We start from the raw sequence: 26,893 nt of genomic DNA, 5'->3' as shown, positions 1-26,893 counted from the left end.
TTTCAGCGCCGATGGTACTGCAGAGGGGACTCTGTGGGAGAGTAGGACGCCGCCGAACAATCATTGTGGGAAGGCCCCGCACCTTATGGTGCGGGGCCTTTCTGCGTTCCCGGCCCGTGTGGCCCTTTCATGTGCCGGTCACCTGCGCCGGCTCTACGGGTGCGGAACGTCTGGGCCCGGCTCCACCGCATCATGACCGGGTCGTCCGGCGCGAAGAGCGATTTCAGGCATGCGGGGTACTCGTGACGGTCCGCGACGGCCACCCGGTCGCCGAAGTAGCAGGGCTTGCATGCCGCCGACTCGCGGCGCGGAAGCGCTGGGCGTCTCCCGGGCGGCGGTGGACGGCTACCGCGGCTGCGACCACGCCAAGCATCGCCGTCCGGCCCAGGGTCTCGGTGGGAATCCACCGATCGCCCGGAGGGACACCGCGCGGTGTCGGCCGAGGGGCTTCGCATTCGGAGCGAGGCGCCGTGGAGAACTCGTCCCGGTGGAGGGGGTGTTCCGCTCCCGGAGTGGGCGGTGGCGCCCCGTGGCCGGGTGAGGGTGGCGACGATGCCGAAGAGTCCGGAGTTGCCGCCGGCGCCGAGGGAAGGGCCGGGGGTCGCGCTATCCGGTCAGCGCCGCATGTACCGGGGCCAGCAGGGCGATGTCGTCGGTGGTGACGGTGAGGTGGGTGGCGCCGGCGGCGTGCCAGGCGTAGGCGAGGGAGCGTCAGGCGGCCGGTTGGCCGGGGGTGGGGTGGAGGCGGGCTTCGATGCCGAAGGTGGTTCAGTCGCGGCCGGCTTCGGTTACCGCCGTGTGCAGTTCGGCGATGAGTGCGCCGCCGCGGTTGACCCGGTTGGCGAGCAGGCCGGACATGGTGAAGCCGTCGGCGAGGGTGGCGATCCGGTGCAGTGAGCGCGGTCTGCCTCCGGTGCGCGGGGTGCCGCCGCCCAGCCAGAGGGGGATCGGGCGCGGCCGGGGGGTGAGGGTGACGCCGGAGAACGCGAGGTGCGCGCTGGCGAAATCCGCTTGCGGCCGCGTCCACAGCAGGCGCAGTGCGTGGATCTGTTCCTCGAACAGTGCCGTGCGGGCGCCCGGGGCGACGCCGAGGGCGGTGGACTCGGCGGGATCGGATCCGACGGCGACGCCCAGCCAGCACGGCCAAACTCGCCCCCGTAGCAGGCTGTCCGCGGATGCCGGAGCACGCTCGCCGCCGCTGAGGTGGGCCAGTTGCGCTGCCTGCTTGGCGGCGAGCACCACCGGGCGGTGCGGCAGGATCGTCATCGCGGTGGCCAGCTCGATGCGGGTGGTGACCGCGGCCAGGAACGCCACCAGCGTCAGGCTCTCGTAGGCGGGGGCGCTGGACACCAGGTGTTCCGGGACGGACAGGTGGTGGTACCCGAGGTTCTCCGCGGTGACCGCGAACTCGCTGAGTCCGGCGGGTGTGAGGGTCGTCGGAACGGTCCAGTCGAGGCGGAGGGTCATTTGCGGAAGGTCTCCGGGTCGGCGGCGGAGATGAAGACCGCGCGCGGGCGTTCGGCGGGCAGCAGCTGGGAGTTGAGGAGGCGGCGTACCGCTTTCTCCCCGCCGGGGAGGGAGTCGGTGACCGACAGATGGACGTCGAGCACTTGCGTGCCGCCCTCGTCCACCACCTTGGGCACGCAGTGCACCACCCCCGGGATGGCGTGTGCGGCCTGCTGGACGGTGTTCAGGGAGACCTTCTCGCCGCGCAGCACCACGAAGTCCGACAGCCGTCCGTGGAAGGTCAGATAGCCGTCGTCGATCGAGAAGGCGTCCCCGGTGGCGATGGTCCGCGGTCCCAGCAGGACTCGCTCGCTGTGCTGCCCGACCCGTCGCGGCAGTACGGTGCCGGATTCGACCAGCAGCTCGCCCACCTCGTCCCGTACCTCGCGCAGCGACGCGCGCGCCCCGGGCAGCGGGCGGCCGACCGAGCCGTACCGGTGCGCGGGTTCGGCGTGCGCGGCCGGTGTCGACACGCGGGGCCCGGCCTCGGTGAGCCCGTAGGTCAGGTACAGCTCCGCGGACGGCCGCGCGGCCAGCAGGTCCGCCACCTCCGCGGGCGTGAGCCGGTCCCCGCCGACCGCCAGCGCCCGCAGCCCACGTGGCAGGTGCCCTGGGTCGGCCAGCAGCCGGCGGGCGATCGTCGGTGTCACCGCCGAGTGGGTGATCCCGCGCGCGGCGACCGTGTCGCGGTACGCGGCCGGCGAGAACGGCGGTCCGTTGCGGTGCGGAGCATGCTGGCGACGGGCACGCCGTGCATCGTCAAGGCGGACCGCGGGGAGGCGAGCCTCGGCCTGCTGATCTTCCGGCCCGGCGCCGACGACATCGCCGAACGCCTGGCCGCGAGCGCGTTCTGCGGTGAGGAGCCGGTGGTGGTCGAGGAGTTCCTCGACGGCGACATCACCTTCCCGTCCGTGGAGTACATGGTGCCCGAGGACGCCCCGCCCCACCTCTGCTGCCCGACCGACACGCTGTTCGAGGGCGCCACCCACCTGCGCGGCAACGTCACCGCGCGGGAACTGCGCGACGAGTGGTGGTACCGCCCGCTGACCGAGGGCGGACTCCGGCTGGCCGGGGAGATGCAACGGCGCGGCTACCGCGGGCGCTTCGGCATCGACGCCATCGCCCGCGACGGCGTCGTCCATATGCACGACCTCAACGCCCGTCGCACCGGGTCGAGTCATGTGCACGAATTCGGCGCCCACCTCATCGGCCCCGGCTACCTCGACACCCACGCGGTCGGCAACTACGACTTCTACGGCCTTCCGGCCGGGCTGGAACTGCCGGAAGTGCTGCGCCTGTTCGGACGGTTGGTGGCCTCACCCCGGCACGCCGACCGGGGTGTGGTTCCGGCCGGGGAGTGGTTCCGACCGAGCTGACAGGCCTGGGAACTGGGAGACTGAGCTGCATGTTCTACGCCCCGAGCCTGGCCGAGTTGCACGAACTGATCGTCGGAGCCAGGGCGGCTCCGGACCTCGGCCGGTGACCAGCACGCTGCCCGTGGTCGGGGCGGCCCGGCGCTGGTTGGTACTGACCGTGGTGCTGTGGTGCTTCCTGCCTGCCGCCATGGACGTCACCATCCTCACCATCACCGTCCCGACCCTCGCCGACGAACTGCACGCGTCCCCGACCGAACTGCTGTGGACAGTGGACGTGTACTCCCTCCTGATGGTCGGACTGGTGCTGGTCAGCGGGCCGTTGGGCGACCGGATCGGACACAAACGGCTGCTGCTGGCCGGGCTGGCGGTCTTCGGTGCGGCCTCGGTGCTGTGTGCGACGGCACCGGGACCGCAGGCCCTGATCGGCGCGCGGGCGGTGCTGGCCGTCGGTGCGTCGATGATCATCCCGGCCACGCTGGCGCTCATCCGGCAGATCTTCGGCGACGGCCGCGACCACGCGGTGGCCATCGGGGCGTGGAGCGCGGTCGCCGCCGGGGCGTCGGCGCTGGGACCGGTGGCGGGCGGCTTCCTGCTCCAGCATTTCTGGTGGGGCTCGATCTTCCTGGTCAACCTGCCGGTCGTGGTGCTGGCCGTCCCCGCCGTGGCGCTGCTGCTGCGCAACGAGGCCGAGTCCGAACGGCAGCCCTGGGAAGCCACCTCGCCACTCCTGTCGATCGTGGGGTTCCTGAGCAGCGCCTACGCCATCATCGCCTTCACCCACGACGACGTCGCACCGCTGGAGGTGGTACTGCCGGCCGCGCTGGGCCTGACCGCACTGGTCCTGTTCGTCCGGCGGCAGCAGCGTATGACGCACCCGATGCTGGACCTGTCCCTGTTCCGGCTGCCCCCGCTGCGTGCCGGGGTGGTGGCCTCGGTGCTGCCGGTGCTGGTGATGGTCGGCTTCGAACTTCAACTGGTGCAGTACCTCCAGTTCGCCGAGGGACTGTCGGCGGAGGCCGCCGCGCTGTACCTGATCCCGATGCCGGTGGCCGCGACGGTGGCGGGGCCGGCGGGCGGACTGATCCTCTCCCGGCTGGGACGACCGGGTGCGGGCGTGCCCGCCGGTCTGCTGCTCGCGGTGGCCGGGTACGTCCTGGTCGCGTCCGGCACGGTGGTCCCGCTCGGCCTGGCCCTGATCGGGTTCGGCCACGGCCTGGTCCAGATGGTCGCCTCGAACCTGATCATGGCCACCGCGCCCTCCTCCCAGGCGGGCGCGGCGGCGGGCATCGAGTCCGTCGCCTACGAGGCCGGCGCCGGCCTGGGAATCGCCGTCTTCGGCACGGTCACCACCGTGGCCTACCGGCTGTTTCTCCCCCCGGGCACGTCGTCGTCCCCGCTGAAAGCGGGTGATTCCCCGGAAACGGCCCAGGCACTGACCGAGGCGTTCCACACCATCACCTGGCTGGCCGCCGCCCTCACCCTGGCCACGATCTTCCTGGCCGCCCAGAAATCACCGGCGGCCCACGCTCAGGCCGCGGAGTCCTGAGCCAGGTGTCCGCGGTCGGCCTGCGATTTCGTCACGCGGGTGAGGGTGCCGGGGGGGGAAGGGCGGCGAGCGCGAGGGAGCGGACGGGGCCTACGAGTTCCGCCACGCCGGCTCCCCGCTGAAGTTCACCCGCGCAGTCGGCTCTCCCCTCAACCCGCCGGCCATCAGGTAACCACCCGCCGACGAAGGACAGCGGGCACCGAAAGGACCACACCACCGCGCCGTCGCCCGGCACCGTGGGTGGTCCGGAACGCTCCTGGCGCTGCTACGCCTACGACGTGGTCGGCAATCGTAGAAAAGAGCCCCGGCACCAAGTTGCCGGCTCCGCCTACAAATCCGGAGGTAACACCGGGGTGCTCCCGGCCCCGGTCCTGTTTCCGGTCGAAGGCATCGCACACTCTTCCTTGCGGACGGACTTTACGCGATGATGGGAGGGGGTGAGGATTTGTTTCTCATTTTTACAGGAACGGTCGCAATTATTGCCGGCCTGACGCTGGTCGTGAACTTCAAGGGAGCAACCGACCGGCTTTTTGAATTCTTTTCGCAAACCTTCTGGACAGGTTCAGGCGGGCCCGGGGTGCTTCGGATGGTTGGCGGCGGGGGCGTGCTTGTGGGTGTCTTCCATGTCGTGGGAGGGGTTTCCATGGTTCTTTGAAAAGGTGGGCAGAGGAGGGGGAGCTCGCCATCGGAAGTGCCAGCGTTCCTGCCATGGAGTGCCGCCCGTAAATCGGAAAGAAGGAACTCGGCTGGATGAAGTTGCCGAATATGAACCGGGTTCCGACTGCCGCCGCCTGTCTCGGCAATGCCGTCAACACCGACGCCGCTTGCGGTTCGAGCTCCTGCCTGAATTCGAAAGCCGGGTACTTCCTATGAAACCCCAGTCAAGGTCGGCCAAAAGGGCCGGTGGTGGAATTATCGTCGCACGCCGCTCCTCAGGAGAGAGGCACCTCCGCAGGGCCGGTACCGTGGTCGCGGCCTGGTTGGCGATGGCTTTCTTTGTGCCGCTCCTTGTTCTGATGGGGCTCGGAACTCCGGATCAGGGAGTGCCGGCCCAAGCATTTGTGCTCTCGTTGACAGCCACCTTCTGCGGGGTATGTGCGAGAGCCTGTCTGCATCCGCGACTGATCTTGCGGGATGACGGCACGCTGGAGAACGTTGGAGTTGTTGATTCGCAGACGGTCACATGCGCCGGTATCCATAGGGTTTCCTTGCACCGCGGGGGCGTCGTGCTGCATGTGGATGACGGAGAGCAATGGGTTTGGTCATTCTCGCCAAGCCTCATAGGCAGGAGGTCGGGAAGGCGAGCGAGGAGGGAAATCCTGGACTGGGCGCAATCGCGCGAAGTCACCGCAAACCTCACCGTAGCTGCACGCCGTTCTCACACCCTCTATGTCAGCGACATCCTGCTTGTGGCGTTCCCTCTCTGCTACATCGCAGTGGCCTTCGCCGGTGGCCTCTGAGGGGAGGCTCCGGAGAGCGCGGCGGCTCCAGGTGTGAGGGTTCACAGGAAAAGCCGGGCCAGGGCGGGGCCTGGCATGTCATGCCGTCGAGGATCACTTCACCGAGTGCGGATTCCTCGCCTGTGCACGCCCCTTGGCCCCGGCGCTCGGCGAAGGGGCCCGCCCGCGACCGAACGGTCGTGAGCGGGCCCCCGCGGGTGGCGGACCGGGCTACTTCTTGAAGCCGTAGTCCATCAGCTTTTTCGCGTCCGCCGTGCGGTGGGCCACCGTGGAGGCGGTGAGGACGGTGCCGATGACGGTCTTGCCGCGCCGGGTGGCGGCGAAGACCAGGCAGTACTTGGCCTGCGGGCCGGAGCCGGTCTTGACGCCGATGGCGCCCGGGTAACCGCCCAGCAGCGTGTCGGTGTTGGTCCACGACATGTAGCGGTAGCCGCCGTTCCTCGTCGTGACCTTCTGCTTGGTCGACTTCGTCTTCACGACCGCACGGAACGTGGCGTACCGCATCGCGCTGCTGGCGAGCTTCGTCAGGTCACGCGGCGTCGAGTAGTTCGTGCCGTGGCCGATGCCGTCGAACGAGTCGAAGTGCGTGTTCTTCAGGCCGAGGCTCTTGGCGGTGGAGTTCATCTTGCCGATGAACGACTTCACGCGCGCGGCGCGCGTGGACCCGGTGCCGAAGTGGTCGGCCAGCGCGTACGCGGCGTCGCAGCCGGACGGGAGCATCAGCCCGTACAGCAGTTGGCGGACGGTGACCTTGTCGCCGACGATCAGGTGGGCCGACGACGCGGTCTTCGAGACGATGTAGTCGCTGTACGCCTTCTGGATCGTGACCTTGGAATCCAGCTTGAGGTTCTTCTGCGCGAGCACCACCCGGGCCGTCATGATCTTGGTGGTGGAGCCGGTGGAACGACGGGTGTCCGCGGCCTTGGTGAAGAGGGCTTTCCCGGTGCCGTTGTTCATCACGAAGCCGCCCTTGGCTTCGATCGCAGGGGCCTTCGGTGCGGCGGCCTGCGCCGGAGCGGTGAACGCCCCCGCCGTCAGGACGGCTCCCGCGGTGACGACGACCGCGGATGCACGGCGGATGCCCGTAATGCCGATTTTCAAGATGAATACTCCAAATACCCTTGCTGTGCGGGGACATGAGAGTGCGGGGACATGAGAGTGCCGCTTGCTCATGAGACATATAAGACGGGCCCGCGGATGTACACCCGGGGCCGTATTTTCATCTGAACCGGTGAACGTGGCGGCTTGGCCGAACGGGTGCTCGGTGGGTCGGTCAGTGCCCGTGGTGGCGGCCGCCCCGGGCGAGGCCCGGGGAGCGAGGGCGCCGAGTTCCCCGCGCCGAGTTCCCCGCGCGGTGCGGGAGCGAGGGCGAAGCGGGCGGTATGCCGGAACTGCCCCGTGGTGCACGGGAGATGCTCGATCGCGCGGGGCGGCCCTCGGGCGGTCCCGCGGCGGCCTTCGTCCTGTGCCCCGACCGCCCCGGCGGGCCGGCGATGCGCCTGTCTTCCCCGCTACGGGCGGGAGTTGCCCGGAAGGCCGGACGGCTGCGCGGCGCGGTCCCGCTGGCGGGCGGCGGCGGAAGCGCGGAGGGCTCGTGGTGGAGGACTCGCGTTCCCGGCCGTGCGGTGCGGGGCCGGCCGAGGCGGAGTTGATCGAGGCGGTGAGCGTCGCTACCGGCGCGGGCGTCGAGACGCCGGGCGGTACGCATTCCGTCGTCACGCGGTCGCGCTGAGTGGCCGGTCTATGCGAGAAAAAATGCGCGAAAAAAGGGACAATAAGGTCTTTTCCTCGGGCGTGCTCGGGAGTAGCGTAAGTAGCAGCCTGCGGGGCGAGCGAGGGAGCTCAGTCGGAGCGGCGTGTTCGCACCAGGGGGCAGCGGTCCCCTTGAACACGAACGGAGACTGGGCTGAGAGGCCAGAAGGTCGGGGAGACCGGATGGCGACCTCCACCACCTGATACGGACAATGCCGTCGAAGGAAGCCCACCTCGCAGGTTTTGTGCTGTTCGGCAGCGATCTGGACAACTGCCCTCGTCTTCGGTGCGGCGCACCGAGGACGGGGCAGTTTTTTGTGTGCCACGACCACTCGGGGCCGTTCCACCGCTGCCTAGGGTTCCCTCACCCGGCGGCGGTGTGCCGCTCCCTCGGAGGTGACCATGCCCAGCACCGGAGGCACGGAGACGAGACGGTCGCGAGCGGGCGCGGCACGGCCGGCGCTCGCCGTGGCCACGGCGCTCGGCCTGGTCGCCGCCGTGGCCGGTTGCGGCGGCGGTCAGGCGGCCGCCGGTGGCGCGGCGACGGTGGTCGTGGCCATCGCCGCCGATCCGGGCAGTCTCAGTCCCACCACGGCGCTGGCCAGTACCGCACTGGCGATGAACGCCTTCGCCTACGACACGCTCGTGCACCTCGGCGCCGACGGTTCGCTGATCCCCGGGGTGGCCGAGAAATGGTCGAGCACGTCCCACAGCGCGCGGTTCACCCTCCGTTCCGGGGTGACCTGCCAGGACGGTTCGGCGCTCACCGCGACCGATGTGGCCGCCGAGTACAACCACATCGCCGATCCGCGGAACCAGTCACCGATGCGCGGCATCTCCGTCCCCGCCACCGCCGTGGCGAAGGCCGACGAGGCGGCCCGGACGGTCACCGTCACCACGACGAAGCCCGCGCCGTTCCTCGTGCAGATGACCCAGCTGCTGCCGCTGGTCTGCGAGGAGAGCCTGGCGAAGCCGGCCGCGCTGGCCAAGGCCACCAACGGCAGCGGGCCCTACCGGCTGACCGAGGCGGTGCCGGGCGACCACTACACCTATGTCAAACGGGACGGCTACTCCTGGGGTCCCGGGGGAGCCGACGGAGCGGACCTCCCCGGCAAGCTGCTCTTCAAGGTGGTCGCCGACGAGTCCACCGCGGCCAATCTCCTGATGGCCGGGCAGATCAATCTGACCGCGGTCAACGGTGCCGACCAGGAGCGGCTGGACGCGGCCAAGGTGCCGAGCCGGAGCATCGAGATGCTGTTCGGGCAGTTCCTGTTCAACGAGGCCGCCGGCCGTCCGACCGCGGAGACGGCGGTACGCAAGGCGCTGGTCGCCGTACTGGATCTGAAGCAGCTCGGGAACGTCGCCATCGGCGGCACCGGCAAGCCCGCCACCAGCATCGGCGAGACCAGCCCCACCCCCTGCACCGGCGACTCGGTGACCGGGAACCTCCCCGCCCATGACACCGCGCAGGCCGCGGCCGCCCTCACGGCCGCCGGCTGGGCGAAGCGCGACGGCACCTGGACCAAGGACGGCCGTCCGCTCACCGTCCGGCTCAGCTACCCGAGCACGCAGGGGCCGCAGGTCGCCGCGGCGATCGAACTGGCCGTCCAGCGGTGGACCTCCTTCGGGGTGAGCGCCTCGGCCCGGCCCACGGACTCCGCCAGTACGGTCAGCACCCTCAGCGGCGGCGACTGGGAGGCGGCCTGGGCCCCCATCGCGGTCAACCTCCCCGACCAGCTCACCCAGTTCTACGACGGGCCGCCACCGCCGCGCGGCAACAACTTCGGCGCCGTCGACAACCCCGACTACCGCCGCCTCGCCGCACAGGCCGCGGCCCGGCCGGGCACCTCGGGCTGCGCCCTGTGGAACGCCGCCGACGCCGCCCTGGTCAAACGGGCCGACGTGGTGCCGTTCGTCAACAGGTCGGTCCGGTACTACGGAAAGGGCGTCACCTTCCGGGTGGACGGCGGCGGCATCGTCCCCACCTCGCTGCGGCGGAGCGCGGACTGATGGCCGCCGCCGCTCCGCGCCCCCTGCGCCTGCTGCGGGCGGCGGTCCGCAGCCCCTGGTGCGGATTCGCGCTGCGCCGCACCGGGCGGCTGGTGGTGTCGCTGGCCGCGCTGGTCACGGCCGCGTTCGCGATGATCCACCTGATCCCCGGCGACCCCGTACGGGCGGCGCTCGGCACCACCGCCGATCCGGGTCTGGTCGCCGCCCGCCGACACGCGCTCGGCCTGGACCAGCCGCTGCTGCACCAGTACGGCGATTTCGTCGGCCATCTCCTCCAGGGCCGGCTCGGCGACTCCATCGGCGCCCAGATGCCGGTCTCCCAGATCATCGCGACCCGCCTGCCGGCGACCCTGGAGATCGCCGTCCCCGCCTTCTGGCTGATCCTGCTGCTCGCGATCCCGGTCGGGATGACGGCGGCCGTGCTGACCAAGGACGGCCGCCGGCGCCGCGGCGAGCTGGCGTTCACCACCGTCACCGGCATCCTGGGCGCGGTGCCCGAGTTCCTGCTGGCGGTCGGCCTGGTCGCGGCGTTCGCCGTGGCGCTGCCCGTCTTCCCGGTGGCCTCGCAGAGCGGCCCGGCCTCCTACGTCCTGCCGGTGCTGGCCCTCACCGTCGTCCCGGCGGCGACACTGTCGCGCATCGTCCGGGTGGAGACCCTGCGGGTGCTCGGCGAGGACTACATGCGCACCGCGCGGGCGAAGCGGCTGCCGGCCCGGCTGCGCTATCTGCGGCACGCGCTGCCCAATCTGCTGACCTCCTCGCTCACCCTCGGCGGACTGCTGTTCAGCTCGCTGCTGGCCGGCACGGTGCTGGTCGAGCACGTCTTCGCCTGGCCCGGACTCGGCACCACCATCGTGCAGGCGATCACCGAGAAGGACTATCCGCTGGTCCAGGGCGTGGTGCTGGTCTACGGGACGGCCGCGCTGCTGATCACCTTCGCCGTCGACGTGGCCGTGGCCGTCGCCGACCCCCAGTCCACCGTCCGCGGGAGTTGACGATGTCCCAGGAAACGAGGTCCCCGGAAGCGCGGCCCCAGGAAGCGGGCACCGCGCCACGGCACCGGCCGGCGCGCACGCTGTGGACACCGGTCGGCGTCACCGCCCTGGCCGGCTGCCTGCTGGTGGCGCTGGTCGCGGTGCTCGGACCGGTCCTGCTCGGTACCCGGGCCGCCCAGATCGACACCGACGCGATCAACCGGAGCAGCAGCGCCGCCCATCTGCTCGGCACCGACAACCTCGGCCGCGACATCGCCGCCCGGGTGGTGGTGGCGACCCGGCTGACGCTGGAACTCACCCTGCTGGCCACCGCGATCGGGACCGTCGGCGGGCTGCTGCTCGGCGTCGCACCGGCGGTGCTGGGCCGCCGGGCCGGCCGGCTGATCACCGCGACGGTCGGGGTGCTGGTGGCCTTCCCCGGGCTGCTGTTCCTGCTCTTCCTCGCCACGGTCTTCGGCGTGGGGAGCACCGGCGCGGTCTGGGCCGTCGGGCTGGCGATGGTCCCGCCGACGGCGCGGCTGGTGCAGAACCTGACGGCGTCGGTGGCCGGCGCCGACTATGTCGCGGCGGCGCGGATACTCGGTGTCGGCCGGTGCCGGCTGGTCGTCCGGCATCTGCTGCCCAACATCGCCGAACCGTCGGTGCTGTACGCCACCCAGGCGGCCGGCGGCATCCTGGTCGCCTTCTCGGGGCTCTCGTTCCTGGGGCTCGGCGTGCAGTCACCGCAGTACGACTGGGGGCGGCTGCTCAACGAGCAGCTGAACCGGATCTATGTGAACCCGGTCGCGGCACTCGCGCCCGGCCTGGCCGTGGTGCTGACGGGGCTGCTGTTCGGCCTGGTCGGCGAGGCACTCGCGCAGGCCGGCGGCCGGCGGGTGGCACAGCAGCGGCCGGCGGCGCCGCGAGGGCCGGTGACCCCCGCCCGGGAAGCGGCCCCGGACGCCGCCGACGGGTCCCTGGTCCAGGTCCGCGATCTGCGGGTGACCTTCCCCGGCGGCCGGCACGCCGTCCGCGGGATCTCACTGGGCATCGGCGCGGGCGAGGCCGTCGGCCTGGTCGGCGAGTCCGGTTCCGGGAAGAGCCTGAGCGCGCTGGCGCTGGCGGATCTCGTCCCCCACCCGGGCCGGACCGGCGCCCGCACGCTCCGCTTCGACGGGCACGATCTGCGGGCGGACCCGCGGCTCGGCACCTCCTTGGCGATGGTCTTCCAGGACCCGATGGCCGCACTGAACCCGGCCCTGCGAGTGGGCCGCCAGCTCGCCGAGGTGGCCGAGGTCCACCTGGGCGCGACCCGCGCACAGGCCGCGGCACGCGCCGCCGACCGGCTCGGCGCCGTCCGCATCCCCGCGCCCGAACGCCGGGCCCGGCAGCGGCCGCACGAGTACTCCGGCGGGATGCGGCAGCGCGCCGTCATCGCGATGGGGCTGATGGGGCAGCCGAAACTGATCATCGCCGACGAGCCGACCACGGCACTCGACGTGGCGGTGCAGCAGCAGGTGCTCGACCTGCTCGCCGAGGTACGCGCGGACTCCGGCGCGGCGCTGCTGCTGATCTCCCATGACCTCGCCGTCGTCGCCCAGGTCTGCGAGCGGGTCCTGGTGATGTACGCGGGGCTGATCGTCGAGGACCTCCCGGTCACGGAACTGGCCCGCGGCGCGGCCCACCCGTACACCCGGGCGCTGGTGGGCGCGGTCCCGACGATGACCACGGACCCCGGCACGCCCCTCGCGACCATCCCGGGCCGCCCGCCGGAACCGGGCGAGGACGGCGGCGGCTGCTCCTTCGCGCCGCGCTGCGACCGGGCCCGGGAACGCTGCCACGCCGCCGCCCCCGAACTGGCCGGCTTCGGCACCGGCCGCCGGGTCGCCTGCTGGTACCCGGTGGGCAGCACGGCGGGTGCGGCCACCGCCACCACGTCACCGGAAGGGGAGGCGGCGTCATGAGCTCACTGGAGCTGCGCGGGGTCACCGTGCGCTACGGCCGCTTCACCGCCGTGCACGACGTCGATCTGCTGGTGCCGGAGGGCACGGTGACCGGCCTGGTGGGCGGGTCGGGCTCCGGCAAGTCGACCCTCGGCAAGGCCGTGGTCGGGCTGGCCCCGCGGACCGCCGGCCGCGTACTGGTGGCCGGCCGCGAGACGGACCGGCGGCGCGGCCGCGGCCCCGTACAGCTGGTGTTCCAGAACCCGTACGCCTCGCTCGACCCCCGCATGACCATCGGCGCATCGGTCGCCGAGGCGCTGCCCGGCCCGGCGGCGCCCCGCCCCCGGCCGTTCCGCGGCGCCCCGGCCCGCGCCCGGCGCGCCGCACGGGACGCGGAGGTGGCGCGCTGCCTGGAACTGGTCGGGATCGACCCCGCACGGGCGGCGCTGACCCCGGACGCGCTCTCCGGCGGCCAGCGCCAGCGGGTGGCCCTGGCGCGGGCCCTGGCCGCCCGGCCCGCCGTGCTGATCGCCGACGAGATCACCTCGGCGCTGGACGTCTCCGTCCAGGGCGCGGTGCTCAATCTGCTCCGCCGGCTCCAGCGCGAACTGGGCTTCGCGATGCTCTTCATCTCCCACAACCTCGCGGTCGTCCGCTATCTGTCCGACCAGGTCGCTGTGCTGGACGGCGGCCGCCTCGTCGAATGCGGCCCCACCGACCGGGTGCTGCGGCGGCCGGTCCACCCCACGACCCGCACGCTGCTCTCCTGCGTACCCACCCTTGCCCCGACCGAGGACGTGCCATGACCAGACCGCTGACGATCGACGACATCTACCGGTTCGAGATACCCGGCGATCCCGCGCTCTCCCCCGACGGCACCCGCATCGCCTACACCCTGACCACCCAGGACGCCGCGCATGACCGTGCGGCCGGCGCGATCTGGGAGGTGGGCGGGGACGGCGGCCCGGCCCGGCGGCTCACGCACGGGCCCGACGACGCCGCGCCGCGCTGGTCCCCGGACGGCACCCGGCTGGCGTTCCTGCGGGCGGGCCAGCTGTATCTGCTGCCCGCCGGGGCGGGCGAGCCCGTGGCACTGACCACGCCCGACCGGTGCCCGGCCGGGGCGGGGGTGCCGGTGTGGAGCCCGGACGGCTCGCGGATCGCCTTCTCGGCTCCCGCGTCCCGGCGCCCCGAGACGGAACCGGTGGTCATCGACACGCTCGGCTGGAAGGCGGACGGCACCGGCCTGCTCGGTCCGGTGCGCAGCCGGCTGTTCGTGGTGGAGCTGTCCTCGGGCGACCTCCGGCAGCTCACGGCGGGTGACCACCACGCAGGTCAGCCCGCCTGGTCACCCGACGGCGCCGCACTCGCCTACCCGTCCGCGGCCGGCGACGACGCGGACCTGACCGGGGCCTCGGCCGCGTATGTCGTCGCCGTCGCGGCCGGCGCGCCCGCGCCCCGCCGGATCGGCCCGGCCACCGGACGGACCGGCGCGGTGGTCTGGTTCCCCGACGGGACCGCGCTGCTGACCGTCGGCCGGACGACGACCGGTATCGGCCACTTCGAGCTGCTGCGCCAGCCACTCGACGGATCCGCGCCGGAACCGCTCAGCGCCGCCCTGGACCGCAACGTCATGCCCGGCGGCCCCGGCTACCCGGGCGCGCTGCCGCAGTTCCACGGCGACGACATCGTGTTCTGCGCCCGCGACCGGGGCGTCACCCGCCTCTACCGGCGGACCGCCGCGGGGATCACCGAACTCCCGCTGCCCGCCACCACCGCCATCGGCGGCTGCTCGGTCGCGGCCGCGGCCGGCCGGGCCGCGCTGCTGGTCTCGGACGCGGCGAGCTTCGGCGAGATCGCCCTGCTCGACCTCGACGCGGGCACCCCCGGACCGCCGCCCGAGCGGCTGACCGCGCACATGGCGCGGGCGCTGCCCGACGTCGCCCTCCACCCGGTCGCCGAGCGGCAGTTCGCCATCGCGGACGGCACGGCGGTGCACGCCCTGATCATCCGCGACCCGCAGGCGCCCGCGGGCGGCCCCCTGCTGGTGGATGTGCACGGCGGCCCGCACAACGCCTGGGCACCGCAGGCCGATCCGGTCCACCTCTACCACCAGGAGCTGGTCTCCCGGGGCTGGACGGTCCTGCTGCCCAACGTCCGCGGCAGCGACGGCTACGGCGAGTCCTTCTACACCGCCGCCGTGGGGGCCTGGGGCGAGGCGGACGAGCGCGACGTCCTCGAACCGGTCGCCACCCTGGTCGCCGAGGGGCTGGTGGATCCGGCGCGGATCGCCCTCACCGGCTACAGCTACGGCGGCTACCTCACCTGCTGGCTCTCCGCCCGCAGCGAGGTCTTCGCCGCCGCCGTACCCGGCGGGGTGGTCACCGACCTGACCAGCATGGCCGGGACCTCCGACGAGGGACAGGCGCTCACCGTCCACGAGATCGGCGCCCCGGAACGGCTGACGGAGCTCTCCCCGCTCCACCACGCGGACGGAGTGCGCGCGCCCACGCTCATCCTGCACGGCACCGCGGACGACACCTGCCCGGCCGGCCAGGCCGAGCAGTGGTTCCACGCGCTGCGCTCCCGGGGCGTACCGGCCCGACTGGTGCTGTACCCGGGCGGCTCCCACCTGTTCATCCTCAACGGCCGGCCCTCGCACCGGGCGGACTACGCCCGGCGCCTCATCGACTGGGTCACCGCACACACCACCACCCGGACTCCACTGAAGGGGAACTGACATGACCGACGGCACCGAACGCACCGACAGCACCACCACGGCCGGGCACTGGGCCGCCCGGCTCGCCGAACTGAGCGCCCGCCACTCCGTCCCCGGCGCGAACCTGGGCATCCTGCACCGCGGCCGGGTGACCGAGGCCGCCACCGGATGGGCCAACTCCGGCACCGGCATCGAGGCGACCACCGACACCCTCTTCCAGATCGGCTCCATCTCCAAGGTGTGGACCGCCACGGTGGCCATGGCCCTGGTCGACGAGGGCGTGCTCGACCTGGACGCGCCGCTCGTCTCCGTCCTGCCCGAACTGCGCCTCGCCAACGAGGAGCTGACCCGGGGCGTGACGCTCCGCCACCTGCTGACCCACACCAGCGGTATCGACGGCGACGTCTTCTTCGACACCGGCCGCGGCGACGACTGCCTGGAGAAGTTCACCGCCCTGCTGGCCGACGTCGCCCCCAACCACCCGGTGGACGCGACCATGTCGTACTGCAACGCGGGCTTCACCCTGCTGGGCCGGGTACTGGAGTACGTCACCGGTGTCCAGTGGGACGAGCTGATGCGCGAGCGCCTGTTCCGGCCGCTGGGGCTCACGCACACCGTGACCCTGCCGGAGGAGGCGCTGCGCTTCCGCGCCGCCCTCGGACACCTGGGCGACCCGCCGGCCCCGGCGCCGCAGTGGGGACTGATGCGCTCCGCCGGACCGGCCGGGCTGATCTCCTCGACCCCGCGCGACGTCCTCGCCTTCGCCCGGCTCCATCTGCGCGGCGGCACCGCCGAGGACGGCACCGCGCTCCTCTCGGACAAGAGCGTCACCGCCATGCAGACCCCGCAGGTGGCGCTCCCCGACCCGTACCTGCTGGGCGACCACTGGGGCCTGGGCTGGCTGCTCGACACCTGGGACGGACACCCGGTGTACGGCCACGACGGCGGCACCATCGGCCAGTCGGCGTTCCTGCGCGTGCTGCCCGACGCCGACCTCGCGATCTGCCTGCTCACCAACGGCGGCGACACCATGGGCCTGTACCGGGCGCTGTTCGCGGAGATCGCCCAGGAGCTGGCCGGTGTGACGATGCGCCCCGGGGTCGAGCCCGCGACGGACCCGGCACCGGCGGACCACGAGGGGTACCTCGGCGTGTACGAGCGGCGCGGCGTGCGGATGGAGGTCGTGACACGTGACGGCGGGCTGGCGCTGCGCCAACGGAACACCGGAGAGCTGGCGGCGGCACTGGAGGCCGAGGCCGAGGTGGAGTTCGCGATGCACCCGGTCGAGCCGGGCGTGTTCGCGGTACAGCGCCCGGGGACCACGGTGTGGCTGCCGACCGTCTTCTACACGCTCGCCGACGGCACGCCCTATCTGCACTTCGGCGCCCGCGCCACCCCGAAGGTGGGCTGACGTGCCCGGATTCGCCACCGCGTCGGCGGCCGGGCTGCCCCGCCTGATCGCCGACATCGGGGACCTGGTCCGCGCGGAGTCGCCCAGCGCCGATCCGGCGGCCGTCGCCGCCTGCGCGCGGGTCGCCGCCGGGATCGGCACCCGGCTGACCGGCACGGCGCCCGAGTGGCTCGACAGCGCGGGACGGCCGCAGCTGCGCTGGCGCTTCGGCGCCGGCGACCGGGTGCTGCTGCTCGGCCACGTCGACACGGTCTGGCCGGTGGGCTCCCTGGCCACCCACCCCTTCGAGGTCACCGGGGGCCGGCTCACCGGACCCGGCTGCTTCGACATGAAAGCCGGGGTGGCGCAGCTGTTCCACGCGCTGTCCCTGCTGGACGACCTGAGCGGGGTGTCGGTCCTGCTCACCGGCGACGAGGAGATCGGCGCGCCCGCCTCGCGCGGCCTGATCGAGGCCGAGGCCCGCCGCACGCAGGCGGTCCTGGTCCTGGAGGCGAGCGAGGGCGGCGCACTGAAGACCGCGCGCAAGGGCGTCTCCGGCTACGAGCTGGAGATTACCGGGCGGGCCGCGCACGCCGGTCTCGAACCCGAGCGCGGCGTCAACACCACCACCGAACTGGCCCACCAGGTGCTCGCCCTGTCCGCCCTCGCCGACCCGGCGGCCGGCACCACGGTGACCCCGACCGTGGCCGCCTCCGGCACCACCCGCAACACGGTGCCCGACACGGCGCGGTTGCAGGTCGACGTCCGGGTGGCGACCGCCGCGGAACAGGCCCGGGTGGACGGCGCCGTGCGCGGTCTGGCACCGGTCCTCGCGGGCGCCTCGGTCGAACTCTCCGGCGGCCCGGACCGGCCGCCGCTGCCGGCGAGCGCGTCGGCGGAGCTGTTCCGGCGGGCCCGCGGCCACTACGCAGAGCTGGGCTTCGGGACCCTGCGCGGCGTGGCGGTCGGCGGCGGCTCCGACGGCAACCTCACCGCCGGGGCGGGCACGCCCACGCTGGACGGCCTCGGCGCGGTGGGCGGCGGGGCGCACGCCGACGACGAACACGTCATCGTCGCCGAACTGCCGCGCCGCACCGCCCTGGTGGCCGCGCTGGTCGCCTCGCTGACCGGTGCGCCGCCGACCGGACCGGACCGGGGGCGCGCGTGAACGCTCCGGAGACCGCCGCCGCGGCCGCCGCCCTGGCGGAGCTGACCGCGCGCGAGGCGGGGGTGACCATCTCCGAGCTGCACGAGCTGGACGAGATGCACGACGCCTGCCGGCTGCTGGACCGGGTCTGGCGGCCCGACCCCGGCAATCCGCTGATCACCCCGGAGCTGCTGCGGGTCTTCGCGCACTCCGGCAGCTATGTCGTCGGCGTCCGCCACGACGGCCGGCTGGCCGGCGCCTGCCTGGGCTTCCTGGCCACCGCCGGGCTGCACTCGCACATCGCCGGGGTGGTCGACGGCGTCCGGGGTCGCAATGTCGGCTACGCCGTCAAACTGCACCAGCGGGCCTGGGCGCTGGCCCGCGGCATCACCACGGTGACCTGGACCTTCGACCCGCTGGTCAGCCGCAACGCCTACTTCAACCTGACCAAACTGGGCGCGGTGCCCAGCGAGTACCTGGCCGACTTCTACGGCGCGATGCGCGACGAGGTCAACGCCGGCACCGAGACCGACCGGCTGCTGGTCCGCTGGGAGCTGACCGCCGCACCCCCCGACCGCTCCGCCGCGCCCCCGCCCGACCACAGCCCCGACCCCGCGGCCGCGCACACCGTGATCGGCCTGGACGCCGGGCCCGACGGCCGGCCCACCGCCGGGCGGCGGGACGGCGACACCGTCCTGGTCCGGATCCCGCCGGACATCGAGGCACTGCGCCGCACCGATCCGCCCCTCGCCCGCGCGTGGCGCCACGCGCTGCGCGAGGTCCTCGGCGGTCTGATGGCCGACGGGCGCACCGTCACCGGCTTCACCCGGGACGGCTGGTACGTGACCGAACAACTTCAGGAGAACCACGCATGAAACTCGCCGGTGTGGAACTGCGCCGGATCGCGATGCCCCTGGTGGCACCGTTCCGGACTTCCTTCGCCACCCTGACCGACCGAGAGGTCCTGCTGCTCAGGGTCGAGACCGAACACCACGAGGGCTACGGCGAATGCGTCACCATGGCCGATCCGCTGTACTCCTCGGAGTACACCGCGGCGGCCGCCGACGTCCTGCGCAGCCATCTCATCCCCGCGCTCACCGCGCTGCCCTCGCTCGACCCCTGGGCGGTCGCCCCGGCACTGGCCGCGTTCAAGGGCCACCGGATGGCCAAGGCCGCGCTGGAGACCGCCGTGCTCGACGCCTGGCTGCGCGCCCACGACCTGTCGCTGGGCCAGTGGCTGGGCGCGACCGCCGAGCGGGTGCCGGCCGGGGTGTCGGTGGGCATCATGGACTCGGTCCCCGCCCTCCTCGACGCCGTCGAGGGCTATCTGTCCGAGGGCTATCTGCGGATCAAGCTGAAGATCGCCCCCGGCTGGGACGTGGCGCCCGTCCGCGCCGTCCGCGAGCGCTTCGGCGACGAACTGCTGCTCCAGGTGGACGCCAACACCGCCTACACCCTGGCCGACGCCCCCCAGCTGGCCCGGCTCGACCCGTACGACCTGCTGCTGATCGAACAGCCCCTGGACGAGGAGGACATCCGGGGCCATGCGGCACTGGCCGCCCGGGTACGCACCCCGATCTGCCTGGACGAGTCCATCGTCTCGGCCCGTTCGGCCGCCGACGCGATCGCCCTGGGCGCCTGCTCGGTCGTCAACATCAAACCGGGCCGGGTCGGCGGCTATCTGGAGGCCCGGCGGATCCACGACGTGTGCGCCGCGCACGGCGTCCCGGTCTGGTGCGGCGGAATGCTGGAGACCGGACTCGGCCGGGCCGCCAATGTCGCCCTCGCCGCGCTGCCGGGCTTCACGCTGCCCGGCGACACCTCCGCCTCCGACCGCTACTACCGCACCGACATCACCGAGCCCTTCGTCCTGGCGGACGGCCATCTCGACGTGCCGCGCGGGCCGGGACTCGGGCTCACCCCGGTCCCCGAACGGCTCGCCGCCGTGACCACCTCGACCGAATGGATCAGCTCATGACCCGGGCCGCCACCGCCGAAGCCCGGATCCGGGAGGCGTTCGACGCCGCCGGTGTACGGGGGTACTTCTTCGCCCGCGAGATCGACGGCGACCGCACGCTCGGCGTCGCCGCGGACGAACCGGTCTGCCTCGCCTCCGTCTTCAAGATCCCCGTCGCCCTCGCCTACGCCCGCGAGGCCGCCGCCGGACGGCTGGCGCGGACCGAACGCCTCGCGGTGGACCCGCGCTACCGCGACGGCGGCATCGGCACCGCGGGCTGCGCCGACCCGGTCGAGATGAGCCTGCGCGACCTGGTCCACATGATGCTGACGATGAGCGACAACGCCGCCACCGACGTGGTGCTGGAGCGGGTCGGACTCGACACCGTCAACGGGCTCCTGCGGGAACTGGGCCGGGACCGTACCCACTTGGCCGGCGGCTGCCTGGAGCTGACCGGTTCGCTCTTCGCCGAGCTCGGCGCGGCCACCGAGACCGAGGCGCACGCGAGGCTGGCCGAGCTGTTCCGGGCGGGATCGGAGGAGTTCCCCGAACTGACGGTGTGCGTCCCGGAGCGCACCACCCGCGGTACGGCCCGCGACATCGCCGAACTGCTCGCCCAGATCTGGCGTGACGAGGCCGGTACCGCGGAGGCGTGCGCCGAGGTCCGCGAGGTGATGTCCCATCAGATCTGGCCGCACCGGATGAGCGCCGGCTTCGACGACGGCTACCGGCTGGCCGGCAAGACCGGGACGCTGCCGGGCTGGCGCAACGAGGCGGGCGTGGTCGAGCACCCCGACGGCGGGCGCTGGGCGGTGGCCGTCTTCACCTGGTCCCGCACCCCCGACTTCCGCAACCCCGCGGCGGACCGGGTGATCGGAACGGTCGCACGACTGGCGGTGGACGCGCTGCGATCAACTAGCGTGTGACCATGAGCGAGCAGCCGCGGGCCGTGCTCGGCCGGATTCTCACGGACCTGGGCACGACGCTGATCGAGGTGGTGGCCGGGGAACCCGACCCGGCCCGCGCCGTCAGCGGCGTACTGATCCAGGACCCGCTGGACGAACCGGCCCGGCTGCCCGGCGCGGTGGTGCTCGGCGTCGGGGTCTACGGCGCCGAGCCGGTCGCCGCGCTGGTCGAACGGGCCGCCGGGCTCGGCGCCGCCGCCGTGGTGGTCCGCTCCCCGGTCCCGGTGGACGGACCGGTCGCGCGGGCCGCCGAGCGCACCGGCCTCACCGTGCTCGGCCTGACCCGCGGCGCGTCCTGGGCGCAGGTCGCCGCGCTGCTGCGGTCGCTGCTCGCGGTCGACGAACTGGGCACGGTCGGCGGCGTCGAGGAGGCCGGCGGTGGCGAGCCGCTGGCCGGCGACCTGTTCGCGCTGGCCAACGCGACGGCCGGACTGCTGGACGGCCCGGTCACCGTGGAGGACCGCAGCGGCCGGGTACTGGCCTTCTCCAGCTGGCAGGAAGAGGGCGACGACGACCGGATCGCGACCATCCTGGACCGCCAGGTGTCCGCCGAGAAGCTGCGCTTACTGGAGGAGCGCGGCGCCTTCCACGCCCTCTACCGCAGCGAGGGCCCCGTCTACCTGGACGGCCTCTCCGCCAAGCCCCGGGTCGCCATCGCCGTCCGCGCGGGCGGCGAGATACTCGGCTCGATCTGGGTCGTGGTCGACGGCCCGCTGAGCGCGGACCGTACCCAGGCGCTGCACGAGGCCGCGAAGGTCGCCGCCCTGCATCTGCTGCGGCAGCGCACGGGCCTGGACGCCGAACGCCGGCTGCGCGCGGACCTGCTCGCCACGGTCCTGGAGGGCGGTGCGCACGCCCCCCAGGCCGCCGTCCGGCTGGGCCTGTCGGCACAGCCCGCCTGCGTCCTGGCCCTCGCGGTGACGGGCGAACCGTCCGCACCCGACCGCGTGGCCGCCGGCCACCGCGTCGCCGAGGCACTGGCCCTGCACCTGTCCGCGATCCACCCCCGCACGGCCGCGGCCGCACTGGGCGGCGCCACCTACGCGGTGCTGCCCACGAGTTCGGACGAGCAGGCGCTACGGGTCGCCGAAGCCTTCCTCGGCCGCATCGGCAGCCGCGTCCCCGCCGTCATCGGCATCGGCCGGCTCGCGGCCCGCCCCGCCGAACTGCGCCGCTCCCGCGCCGACGCCGACCGGGCGCTGCGGGTGCTCGGCTCCGGCCGCTCCCCGCGCCGGGCCGCGCGGCTGTCGGACGTCTACGCCGCCTCGCTGCTGGAGGAGCTGACCGACCGGATGGCCGCCGAGGACGATCTCCCCGACGGCCCGGTCGTCCGGCTGCGCGCCTACGACGCCCAGCACCACACCGCCCTCACCGAGACCCTCGCGGCCTGGCTGAGCACCTTCGGCGACGTGATCGCCGCCTCCGCCGCCGTACACGTCCACCCCAACACCTTCCGCTACCGCCTCAAGCGCCTGGCCGTGGTGGCCGGCCTCGACCTCAACGACCCGGAGGCCCGGTTCGAGGCGATGCTGCAACTGCGTCTGAGGCCACCGGGTTCCTGAATCCCGGATGCCCGGTGCGGGCCTGCGGGCCGGGGTACACGGGGGCGTCCGGCCGTGCCGACGGCGGCACCCGGGACGGCTCGTGCGGACCGCCGTCCCGCCACCGCGCTGCCGTCCGGCGGCCGAGCAGCAGTTCCGTGCCGAGCGGACGGAGGGTGTGGTGGACGGCGCCGCCGGTGCGACGGGTCGTCACGAGTCCGGACCGCCGGAGTATGCCGACGTGGTGGCTGGCCGTCGCCGGTGAGACCGCCAGGCGCCGGGCGAGTTCGCCGGTCGTGCAGCCGTCGGCGATGGCTTCGAGGGCGGCGGCCCGGGTGCGGCCGAGGAGGTCGCCCAACGCGTGGGCCGGGGGGCCGGCGGGGCCGGCCGAGAGGTCCGCCGGCCAGGCCGGGTCGCGGGTGACCGGATAGACCAGGACCGGTTGCAGGGCGGGGTCGTACAGGGCGATGGGGGTCCGCCAGCAGAAGAACGACGGCACCAGGCGCAGGCCCCGGCCGTTCAGGAAGAGGTCGCGTGGGGACGGGAACCCGTGGACCTCCAGCACCGGGTGGTGCCAGCGCAGCGCCGGGTGCAGGCTGTTGAGGAAGGCCCCGAGTCCGCCGTGCAGCAGGGCGTGGATTCCCGTGGCCTGGCCGGCGGCGATCTGGGACCGCAGGTGTTCCCGGTAGGGGGCCAGGGCCAGACGGTGGTAGGTGCGCAAGGCGGCGGCGAGTTGGCGCATCGCGTCGGCGCGGCCCTCGGCGAGGTCGCGGGCCCAGGGCGAAAGGGGCCGCGCCTGGCCGAGGCGGCCCAGCTCGGCCCTGAGGCGACGGCGCGGAGTGGAGACCACGGCGTCGATACCGGCCTCCACACCGCCCGCGCCGGACGCCGGGGTGAGGAAGTCCGGGGAATATCCGCGCGGTGGCGCCAGCGTCGCCAAGTCGCGGATCCGGGGCGGCAGTCCGGCCGCGGTCCGCCGTCGCCAGGCGCCGAACGGCGCCGCGCCCTCGCGGGGGCTCTGGAGCATGTGCAGGCTCAGCAGGATGTCCCACAGCGGGTCGGCCTCTGTGGCCACACTGGTCCGGGCGAGATCCTCGCCGGTGAAATGGATACGAAGGCCCATCGGTATGTCCCCCGTCAGAAGTTCCGGAATCCGGGCAGGCGGCCGCCGGCCCCGGGAACGGCGCGCGGGGCAGCGGTGTGCGCGACGGCGGCAGCCGCGGCCACTGTGGTGGTGCGGCGGCCGGCGGCCAAGAGGTTTCCCGGTTGTCTCCCGCCGGAGGAAACCGGGAAACCGTCCCCGGTCTGCGGCGGAACGCGGCGCGCGGAGGTCGGCCGGGAATCGGCTTGAGCGCCGCGGAGCCGGCTGGGAAGGTCGCCGACGGGGCGCGGCCTTCCGGTGCGGGGTGGGCGCGGCCCGGTGGCGCAGGCGGAGGGGGCACCGTTGGCGGTGGAACACGAACGTCGGGCGGCCGGCGCCGAGTTCGCGGTACCGGCCGGGGGCGGGCAGCTGAGAGCAGCGCGCCGCGCCCGCGGTGTGTCACTGCGCGCCCTGTCCCGGCTGGTGTTCTACAGCAAGGGGTATCTCAGCAAGATCGAGAACGGTGAGAAGCCGCTGACCGGCGAGGTGGCACGCGCCTGTGACCGCGTCCTGGGGACCGGCGGCGTACTGGAACGGCTCGCCGCCGCGCAGGAGCGGCACGACCGTCCGGCGACGGGGGAGGGCGCCCCCGACGCGGTGCCGGACTCCGCCCCGCCGGGCCGCGGCCCCGATGAGCCGCCGGCGTGCCCGTACCGGGGGCCGGACGCCTACGGTCCCGAGGACGCCCGGGTCTTCTTCGGCCGGGCCGAGGCGGCGGCGGAGCTGCTGACCGAGGCCGCCCGGCGGCTGGCGGGCACCGGCCCCCTGCTGGTGGTCGGGGCCTCGGGCTCGGGCAAGACCTCACTGCTGCGCGCCGGGCTGCTGCCCGCGCTGGCCTGCGGCGCGCTGCCGGTCGCCGGATCGGGCGGCTGGCCGGTGGCATACCTGTGCCCCGGTGAGCATCCGTGGCGGACCCTGCTCGGCGCGCTCTCCCGGACGCTCCGGGCACCGTGGCCGGAGCTGGCGCGGGCGGCGGCACGGGGGCCGGACCACCTGGCGGCGGCGGTGGCGGCCCACGTACGGGAGCGCGGCGGGGCCGACGGCACGGGCCACCCCGTCAGCACCGGCCACCCCGCCGGCCAGGGCCGCCCTCTCGACCCCGGCCACTGCGCCGACCCGGATCACTCCCTCGCCACCGGCCACCCCCTCGCCACCGGAGACCTCCTCGCCACCGGCCACCCCGTCGGCGCCGGGTACGAGGAGGCCGTCGACTGCCCGCCGCCCCGGCTCGTCCTCGTCGTGGACCAGGTGGAGGAGATCTTCACCCGATGTCCTGATGACGAGGAACGCGACCGCTTTCTCCGCGCCCTCGACGCACTGTGCCCGTCCGCCGACCGGGGCCCGGCGACGGAGCACGGTGCCGGCGGTCCGGCCGCACTGGTCGTGCTCGCGCTCCGCTCGGACTTCCACGCGCGTTTTCTGGCGCACCCGGAAGTGGCCCCGGCGCTGCGGGACGGGCACGTCGTACCGGCACCGATGAGCACCGCGCAGCTGCGTGGCGCCATCGCCGGTCCGGCCGCCGCCGCGGGGGTGGCGGTGGGTGCCGGTCTGGAGGCGCTGCTGCTGCGGGACCTCAACCCGCGGGCGCACTTCCCCGACGCGCCGGGCACCGCCGTCCGGCCGGGCACGCTGCCGCTGCTCTCCCAGGTCCTGACGGCCACCTGGGCACACCGGGCGGGCGGCGCGCTGACGGTGCGGGCGTACCAACGGGCCGGCGGTGCCCCGGCGGCCCTGGCCGCCCTCGCGGAGCGGGCCTATCAGCGCCTGTCGACGGAGGAACGGCACGCGGCCCGCCGCCTGCTGCTCCACCTCGTCCAGATCGGCCAGGACACGGCGGCGGCCGGCCGCCGCGTCCGCCACCGGGAGCTGGTCGACGACGACCGGCTGCCCCGGGTGGCCGCCACCGTGCTCGAAGTCCTCGTCCGCGCCCGGCTGGTGTGCGTCGACCACGACACGGCGGAGGTCACCCACGACGGGGTGCTGTCCTCCTGGAGCCGGCTGGCGCACTGGATCGACGAGGACGGTGCGCAGCTGCGCACCCGCCAGCTGCTGCGGGACGCCGCGCGGGCCTGGGACGGCGACGGGCGGAGCACGGCGATGCTCTACGGCGGTACCCGGCTGGCCGCCGCGCTCCAATGGGCCGCCGGGGCACCGCCGTGGGTGTCCCCGGACTCCGTCACGCGGGCGTTCCTGCGGGCGAGCGAGGAGTACGAGCACGCCCGGCAGCGCACCGAACGCCACCGGGTGTGGCGCAGCCGCGGCCTCTGCGCGACGGCGACACTGCTGGCCGCCGCCTGTCTGCTGGCCGGCGGCCTGGCCTACCAGATCCATCTCACCGCCCGGGAACGGCGGCTCACGGCGGCCTCCCGGGAGTACGCCGCGCGCGCCGACGCGCTGCGGGCGCGCAACCCGCGGGCCGCCGTGGTCCTCGCGCTGCGGGGGCTCGCCGAGGCCCGTACGACCGAGGCGCTCGGCAGTCTGCTCGGCGCCTACGCCCGGTACCGCGATCGCGGGCTCACCGGTCTCCCGGCGGACACCCGGACGCTGGCCTTCGCCGCGGACGGCCGCCGCATCGCGGCGAGCACCGGCGGGCGGGTCGTCGTGCTGTCCGCACCGTCACCCGGGAAGGAGTCCCGGCCGGCGCCGCGGGAGTACCAACTGCCCGCCGACGCCGTCGGTTTCGGCCCCGACGGGCAGCTGGCCGCCGCCCGGCCGGTGCCGGACGGGGTACGGATCGACCGCGCCGCGGACCCGCGCCCGGCCCCCGCCTGGACGATCCCCCGCGCCGCGGCCCCCCTGTCGTTCACGCCGGACGGACGCACCGCGGTGGTGGCGACCGCGACGGGCTCCGCCGGTCTGTGGGACCTGGCGACCCGGCACCGGGTGGCGAGCGTGGCGACGGAGCGGGGCGACAACTCGGCGGTGGGGGCCAGTTCGGACCGCCGGCTGCTGGCGGTGGGGGACCGCACGGGGACGACGCGACTGTGGGACACGGCCACCGGCCGCCCCGTCGCGACGCTCGGCGGGCACGCCGGACGGATCAACGCCATCAGCTTCACCCGCGACGGCCGGACGGTGGCCATCGCCGGGACCGACAGCACCATCTGGCTGTGGACCGGTGACGGGAAACGGGTCATCGCCGTCCTCACCGGCTGTCCCGCTCCCGTCCTCGCCATGGCGTTCACCCCGGACGGACGGACCCTGGCGACCGTCGGCGAAGACCACTCGGTGCGGCTGTGGGACGTGGACGGCGACCAGGTGCTCCAGGACGCCCGGCTGCTCGCCGAGGCCGGCCAGTGGACCGCGCCCTGACCCCGCCGGCCGGCCTGCCCACTGGCCAACGGGCATCCGGAAGCGGCCACTTGAGCCCGACGGAGCCACCGCTGAAAACCTGCCGACGCCTGCCGACGCCTGCCGACACCTGCCGACGCCTGCCGACGCCTGCCCCCGGAACCGGCCCCCCAGA

18 protein-coding genes, 1 pseudogene and 1 riboswitch are annotated in these 26,893 nt (G+C 73.7%); of the genes and pseudogenes, 15 read left to right on the top strand and 4 right to left on the bottom strand.

Features of this window, described 5'->3' with window-relative positions:
• Positions 1–768: 768 nt before the first annotated feature.
• Entirely contained in the window at positions 769–1,467 is a 699-nt protein-coding gene (locus ACLJWH_RS39910; RefSeq protein WP_411146725.1) for an LLM class flavin-dependent oxidoreductase, read from the bottom strand.
• Positions 1,464–2,207, bottom strand: a pseudogene (locus ACLJWH_RS39905) (AMP-binding protein); the annotation flags it as partial. The gene ACLJWH_RS39910 and the pseudogene ACLJWH_RS39905, both read right to left, overlap by 4 nt.
• A gap of 30 nt (positions 2,208–2,237) precedes the next feature.
• On the opposite strand from ACLJWH_RS39905, the gene ACLJWH_RS39900 reads away from it, so the two are divergent.
• The 3 genes from ACLJWH_RS39900 to ACLJWH_RS39890 all read left to right on the top strand — a co-directional run bounded on the left by ACLJWH_RS39900 (position 2,238) and on the right by ACLJWH_RS39890 (position 5,083).
• The gene (locus tag ACLJWH_RS39900) at positions 2,238–2,882 is read left to right on the top strand and encodes a hypothetical protein (RefSeq protein ID WP_411146726.1); all 645 of its coding nucleotides are present in this window, start codon (positions 2,238–2,240) and stop codon (positions 2,880–2,882) included.
• A gap of 103 nt (positions 2,883–2,985) precedes the next feature.
• The gene (locus tag ACLJWH_RS39895; protein WP_411146724.1) at positions 2,986–4,428 is read left to right on the top strand and encodes an MFS transporter; all 1,443 of its coding nucleotides are present in this window, start codon (positions 2,986–2,988) and stop codon (positions 4,426–4,428) included.
• Positions 4,429–4,852: 424 nt separating this feature from the next.
• The gene (locus tag ACLJWH_RS39890; RefSeq protein WP_411146723.1) at positions 4,853–5,083 is read left to right on the top strand and encodes a hypothetical protein; all 231 of its coding nucleotides are present in this window, start codon (positions 4,853–4,855) and stop codon (positions 5,081–5,083) included.
• Between the two features lie 1,015 nt (positions 5,084–6,098).
• Here ACLJWH_RS39890 and ACLJWH_RS39885 read toward each other — a convergent pair.
• Entirely contained in the window at positions 6,099–6,989 is an 891-nt protein-coding gene (locus tag ACLJWH_RS39885; RefSeq protein WP_411146722.1) for a D-alanyl-D-alanine carboxypeptidase family protein, read from the bottom strand.
• A gap of 723 nt (positions 6,990–7,712) precedes the next feature.
• A riboswitch (TPP riboswitch) is annotated at positions 7,713–7,884 on the top strand.
• Positions 7,885–8,042: 158 nt separating this feature from the next.
• Between ACLJWH_RS39885 and ACLJWH_RS39880 the strand changes: the two genes are divergently transcribed.
• Genes ACLJWH_RS39880 through ACLJWH_RS39830 form a run of 11 tightly spaced genes read left to right on the top strand, consistent with a single transcriptional unit; the run spans position 8,043 to position 22,307 of the window.
• Positions 8,043–9,650, top strand: coding sequence for an ABC transporter substrate-binding protein (locus ACLJWH_RS39880; protein WP_411146721.1), 1,608 nt, complete (start codon positions 8,043–8,045; stop codon positions 9,648–9,650).
• Complete coding sequence (locus ACLJWH_RS39875; RefSeq protein ID WP_411146720.1) at positions 9,650–10,645, top strand: ABC transporter permease; 996 nt, start codon at positions 9,650–9,652, stop codon at positions 10,643–10,645. The genes ACLJWH_RS39880 and ACLJWH_RS39875 overlap by 1 nt, the downstream gene beginning before the upstream one ends.
• 2 nt (positions 10,646–10,647) lie before the next feature.
• Positions 10,648–12,588 (top strand): dipeptide/oligopeptide/nickel ABC transporter permease/ATP-binding protein, encoded by a 1,941-nt coding sequence (locus ACLJWH_RS39870; protein ID WP_411146719.1) that lies wholly within the window; start codon positions 10,648–10,650, stop codon positions 12,586–12,588.
• Positions 12,585–13,373 carry an ABC transporter ATP-binding protein gene (locus tag ACLJWH_RS39865; RefSeq protein ID WP_411146718.1) on the top strand — a complete coding sequence of 263 codons (789 nt, stop codon included), beginning with the start codon at positions 12,585–12,587 and terminating at the stop codon, positions 13,371–13,373. Before ACLJWH_RS39870 ends, ACLJWH_RS39865 begins: the two co-directional genes overlap by 4 nt.
• On the top strand, positions 13,370–15,307 hold the full coding sequence (locus ACLJWH_RS39860; RefSeq protein ID WP_411146717.1) for a S9 family peptidase: 1,938 nt from the start codon (positions 13,370–13,372) through the stop codon (positions 15,305–15,307). The genes ACLJWH_RS39865 and ACLJWH_RS39860 overlap by 4 nt, the downstream gene beginning before the upstream one ends.
• A 1-nt stretch (position 15,308) precedes the next feature.
• Entirely contained in the window at positions 15,309–16,697 is a 1,389-nt protein-coding gene (locus tag ACLJWH_RS39855; protein WP_411146716.1) for a serine hydrolase domain-containing protein, read from the top strand.
• 1 nt (position 16,698) lies between these two features.
• Positions 16,699–17,844, top strand: a complete 1,146-nt coding sequence (locus tag ACLJWH_RS39850; RefSeq protein ID WP_411146715.1) for a M20 family metallopeptidase — start codon at positions 16,699–16,701, stop codon at positions 17,842–17,844.
• Positions 17,841–18,698 (top strand): GNAT family N-acetyltransferase, encoded by an 858-nt coding sequence (locus ACLJWH_RS39845; protein WP_411146714.1) that lies wholly within the window; start codon positions 17,841–17,843, stop codon positions 18,696–18,698. The genes ACLJWH_RS39850 and ACLJWH_RS39845 overlap by 4 nt, the downstream gene beginning before the upstream one ends.
• Positions 18,695–19,801 carry an o-succinylbenzoate synthase gene (gene menC / locus ACLJWH_RS39840; protein ID WP_411146713.1) on the top strand — a complete coding sequence of 369 codons (1,107 nt, stop codon included), beginning with the start codon at positions 18,695–18,697 and terminating at the stop codon, positions 19,799–19,801. The genes ACLJWH_RS39845 and menC overlap by 4 nt, the downstream gene beginning before the upstream one ends.
• Positions 19,786–20,706 carry a serine hydrolase gene (locus ACLJWH_RS39835; protein ID WP_411146712.1) on the top strand — a complete coding sequence of 307 codons (921 nt, stop codon included), beginning with the start codon at positions 19,786–19,788 and terminating at the stop codon, positions 20,704–20,706. Before menC ends, ACLJWH_RS39835 begins: the two co-directional genes overlap by 16 nt.
• Before the next feature lie 2 nt (positions 20,707–20,708).
• Complete coding sequence (locus ACLJWH_RS39830; RefSeq protein WP_411146711.1) at positions 20,709–22,307, top strand: PucR family transcriptional regulator; 1,599 nt, start codon at positions 20,709–20,711, stop codon at positions 22,305–22,307.
• On the opposite strand, the gene ACLJWH_RS39825 is transcribed toward ACLJWH_RS39830, so the two are convergent.
• Positions 22,243–23,409 carry an ArsR/SmtB family transcription factor gene (locus tag ACLJWH_RS39825; RefSeq protein WP_411146710.1) on the bottom strand — a complete coding sequence of 389 codons (1,167 nt, stop codon included), beginning with the start codon at positions 23,407–23,409 and terminating at the stop codon, positions 22,243–22,245. The two genes, ACLJWH_RS39830 and ACLJWH_RS39825, sit on opposite strands and share 65 nt — an antisense overlap.
• A 327-nt stretch (positions 23,410–23,736) precedes the next feature.
• On the opposite strand from ACLJWH_RS39825, the gene ACLJWH_RS39820 reads away from it, so the two are divergent.
• Positions 23,737–26,739, top strand: a complete 3,003-nt coding sequence (locus ACLJWH_RS39820) for a helix-turn-helix domain-containing protein (RefSeq protein WP_411146709.1) — start codon at positions 23,737–23,739, stop codon at positions 26,737–26,739.
• Positions 26,740–26,893: the final 154 nt, after the last annotated feature.

The organism is Streptomyces sp. x-80, assembly GCF_046549095.1.
In the GTDB taxonomy this organism is placed as follows: Bacteria; Actinomycetota; Actinomycetes; order Streptomycetales; family Streptomycetaceae; genus Streptomyces; species Streptomyces celluloflavus.
This window is presented reverse-complemented; position numbering and strand designations above follow the sequence as displayed.

Excerpts from the sequence above, each read along its gene's own strand:
- ACLJWH_RS39910 (WP_411146725.1), bottom strand. The coding sequence starts at position 1,467 with ATGACCCTCCGCCTCGACTGGACCGTTCCGACGACCCTCACACCCGCC.
- ACLJWH_RS39900 (WP_411146726.1), top strand. The coding sequence starts at position 2,238 with ATGCTGGCGACGGGCACGCCGTGCATCGTCAAGGCGGACCGCGGGGAG.
- ACLJWH_RS39890 (WP_411146723.1), top strand. The coding sequence starts at position 4,853 with ATGATGGGAGGGGGTGAGGATTTGTTTCTCATTTTTACAGGAACGGTC.
- ACLJWH_RS39880 (WP_411146721.1), top strand. The coding sequence starts at position 8,043 with ATGCCCAGCACCGGAGGCACGGAGACGAGACGGTCGCGAGCGGGCGCG.
- ACLJWH_RS39875 (WP_411146720.1), top strand. The coding sequence starts at position 9,650 with ATGGCCGCCGCCGCTCCGCGCCCCCTGCGCCTGCTGCGGGCGGCGGTC.
- ACLJWH_RS39870 (WP_411146719.1), top strand. The coding sequence starts at position 10,648 with ATGTCCCAGGAAACGAGGTCCCCGGAAGCGCGGCCCCAGGAAGCGGGC.
- ACLJWH_RS39865 (WP_411146718.1), top strand. The coding sequence starts at position 12,585 with ATGAGCTCACTGGAGCTGCGCGGGGTCACCGTGCGCTACGGCCGCTTC.
- ACLJWH_RS39860 (WP_411146717.1), top strand. The coding sequence starts at position 13,370 with ATGACCAGACCGCTGACGATCGACGACATCTACCGGTTCGAGATACCC.
- ACLJWH_RS39855 (WP_411146716.1), top strand. The coding sequence starts at position 15,309 with ATGACCGACGGCACCGAACGCACCGACAGCACCACCACGGCCGGGCAC.
- menC (WP_411146713.1), top strand. The coding sequence starts at position 18,695 with ATGAAACTCGCCGGTGTGGAACTGCGCCGGATCGCGATGCCCCTGGTG.
- ACLJWH_RS39835 (WP_411146712.1), top strand. The coding sequence starts at position 19,786 with ATGGATCAGCTCATGACCCGGGCCGCCACCGCCGAAGCCCGGATCCGG.
- ACLJWH_RS39830 (WP_411146711.1), top strand. The coding sequence starts at position 20,709 with ATGAGCGAGCAGCCGCGGGCCGTGCTCGGCCGGATTCTCACGGACCTG.
- ACLJWH_RS39825 (WP_411146710.1), bottom strand. The coding sequence starts at position 23,409 with ATGGGCCTTCGTATCCATTTCACCGGCGAGGATCTCGCCCGGACCAGT.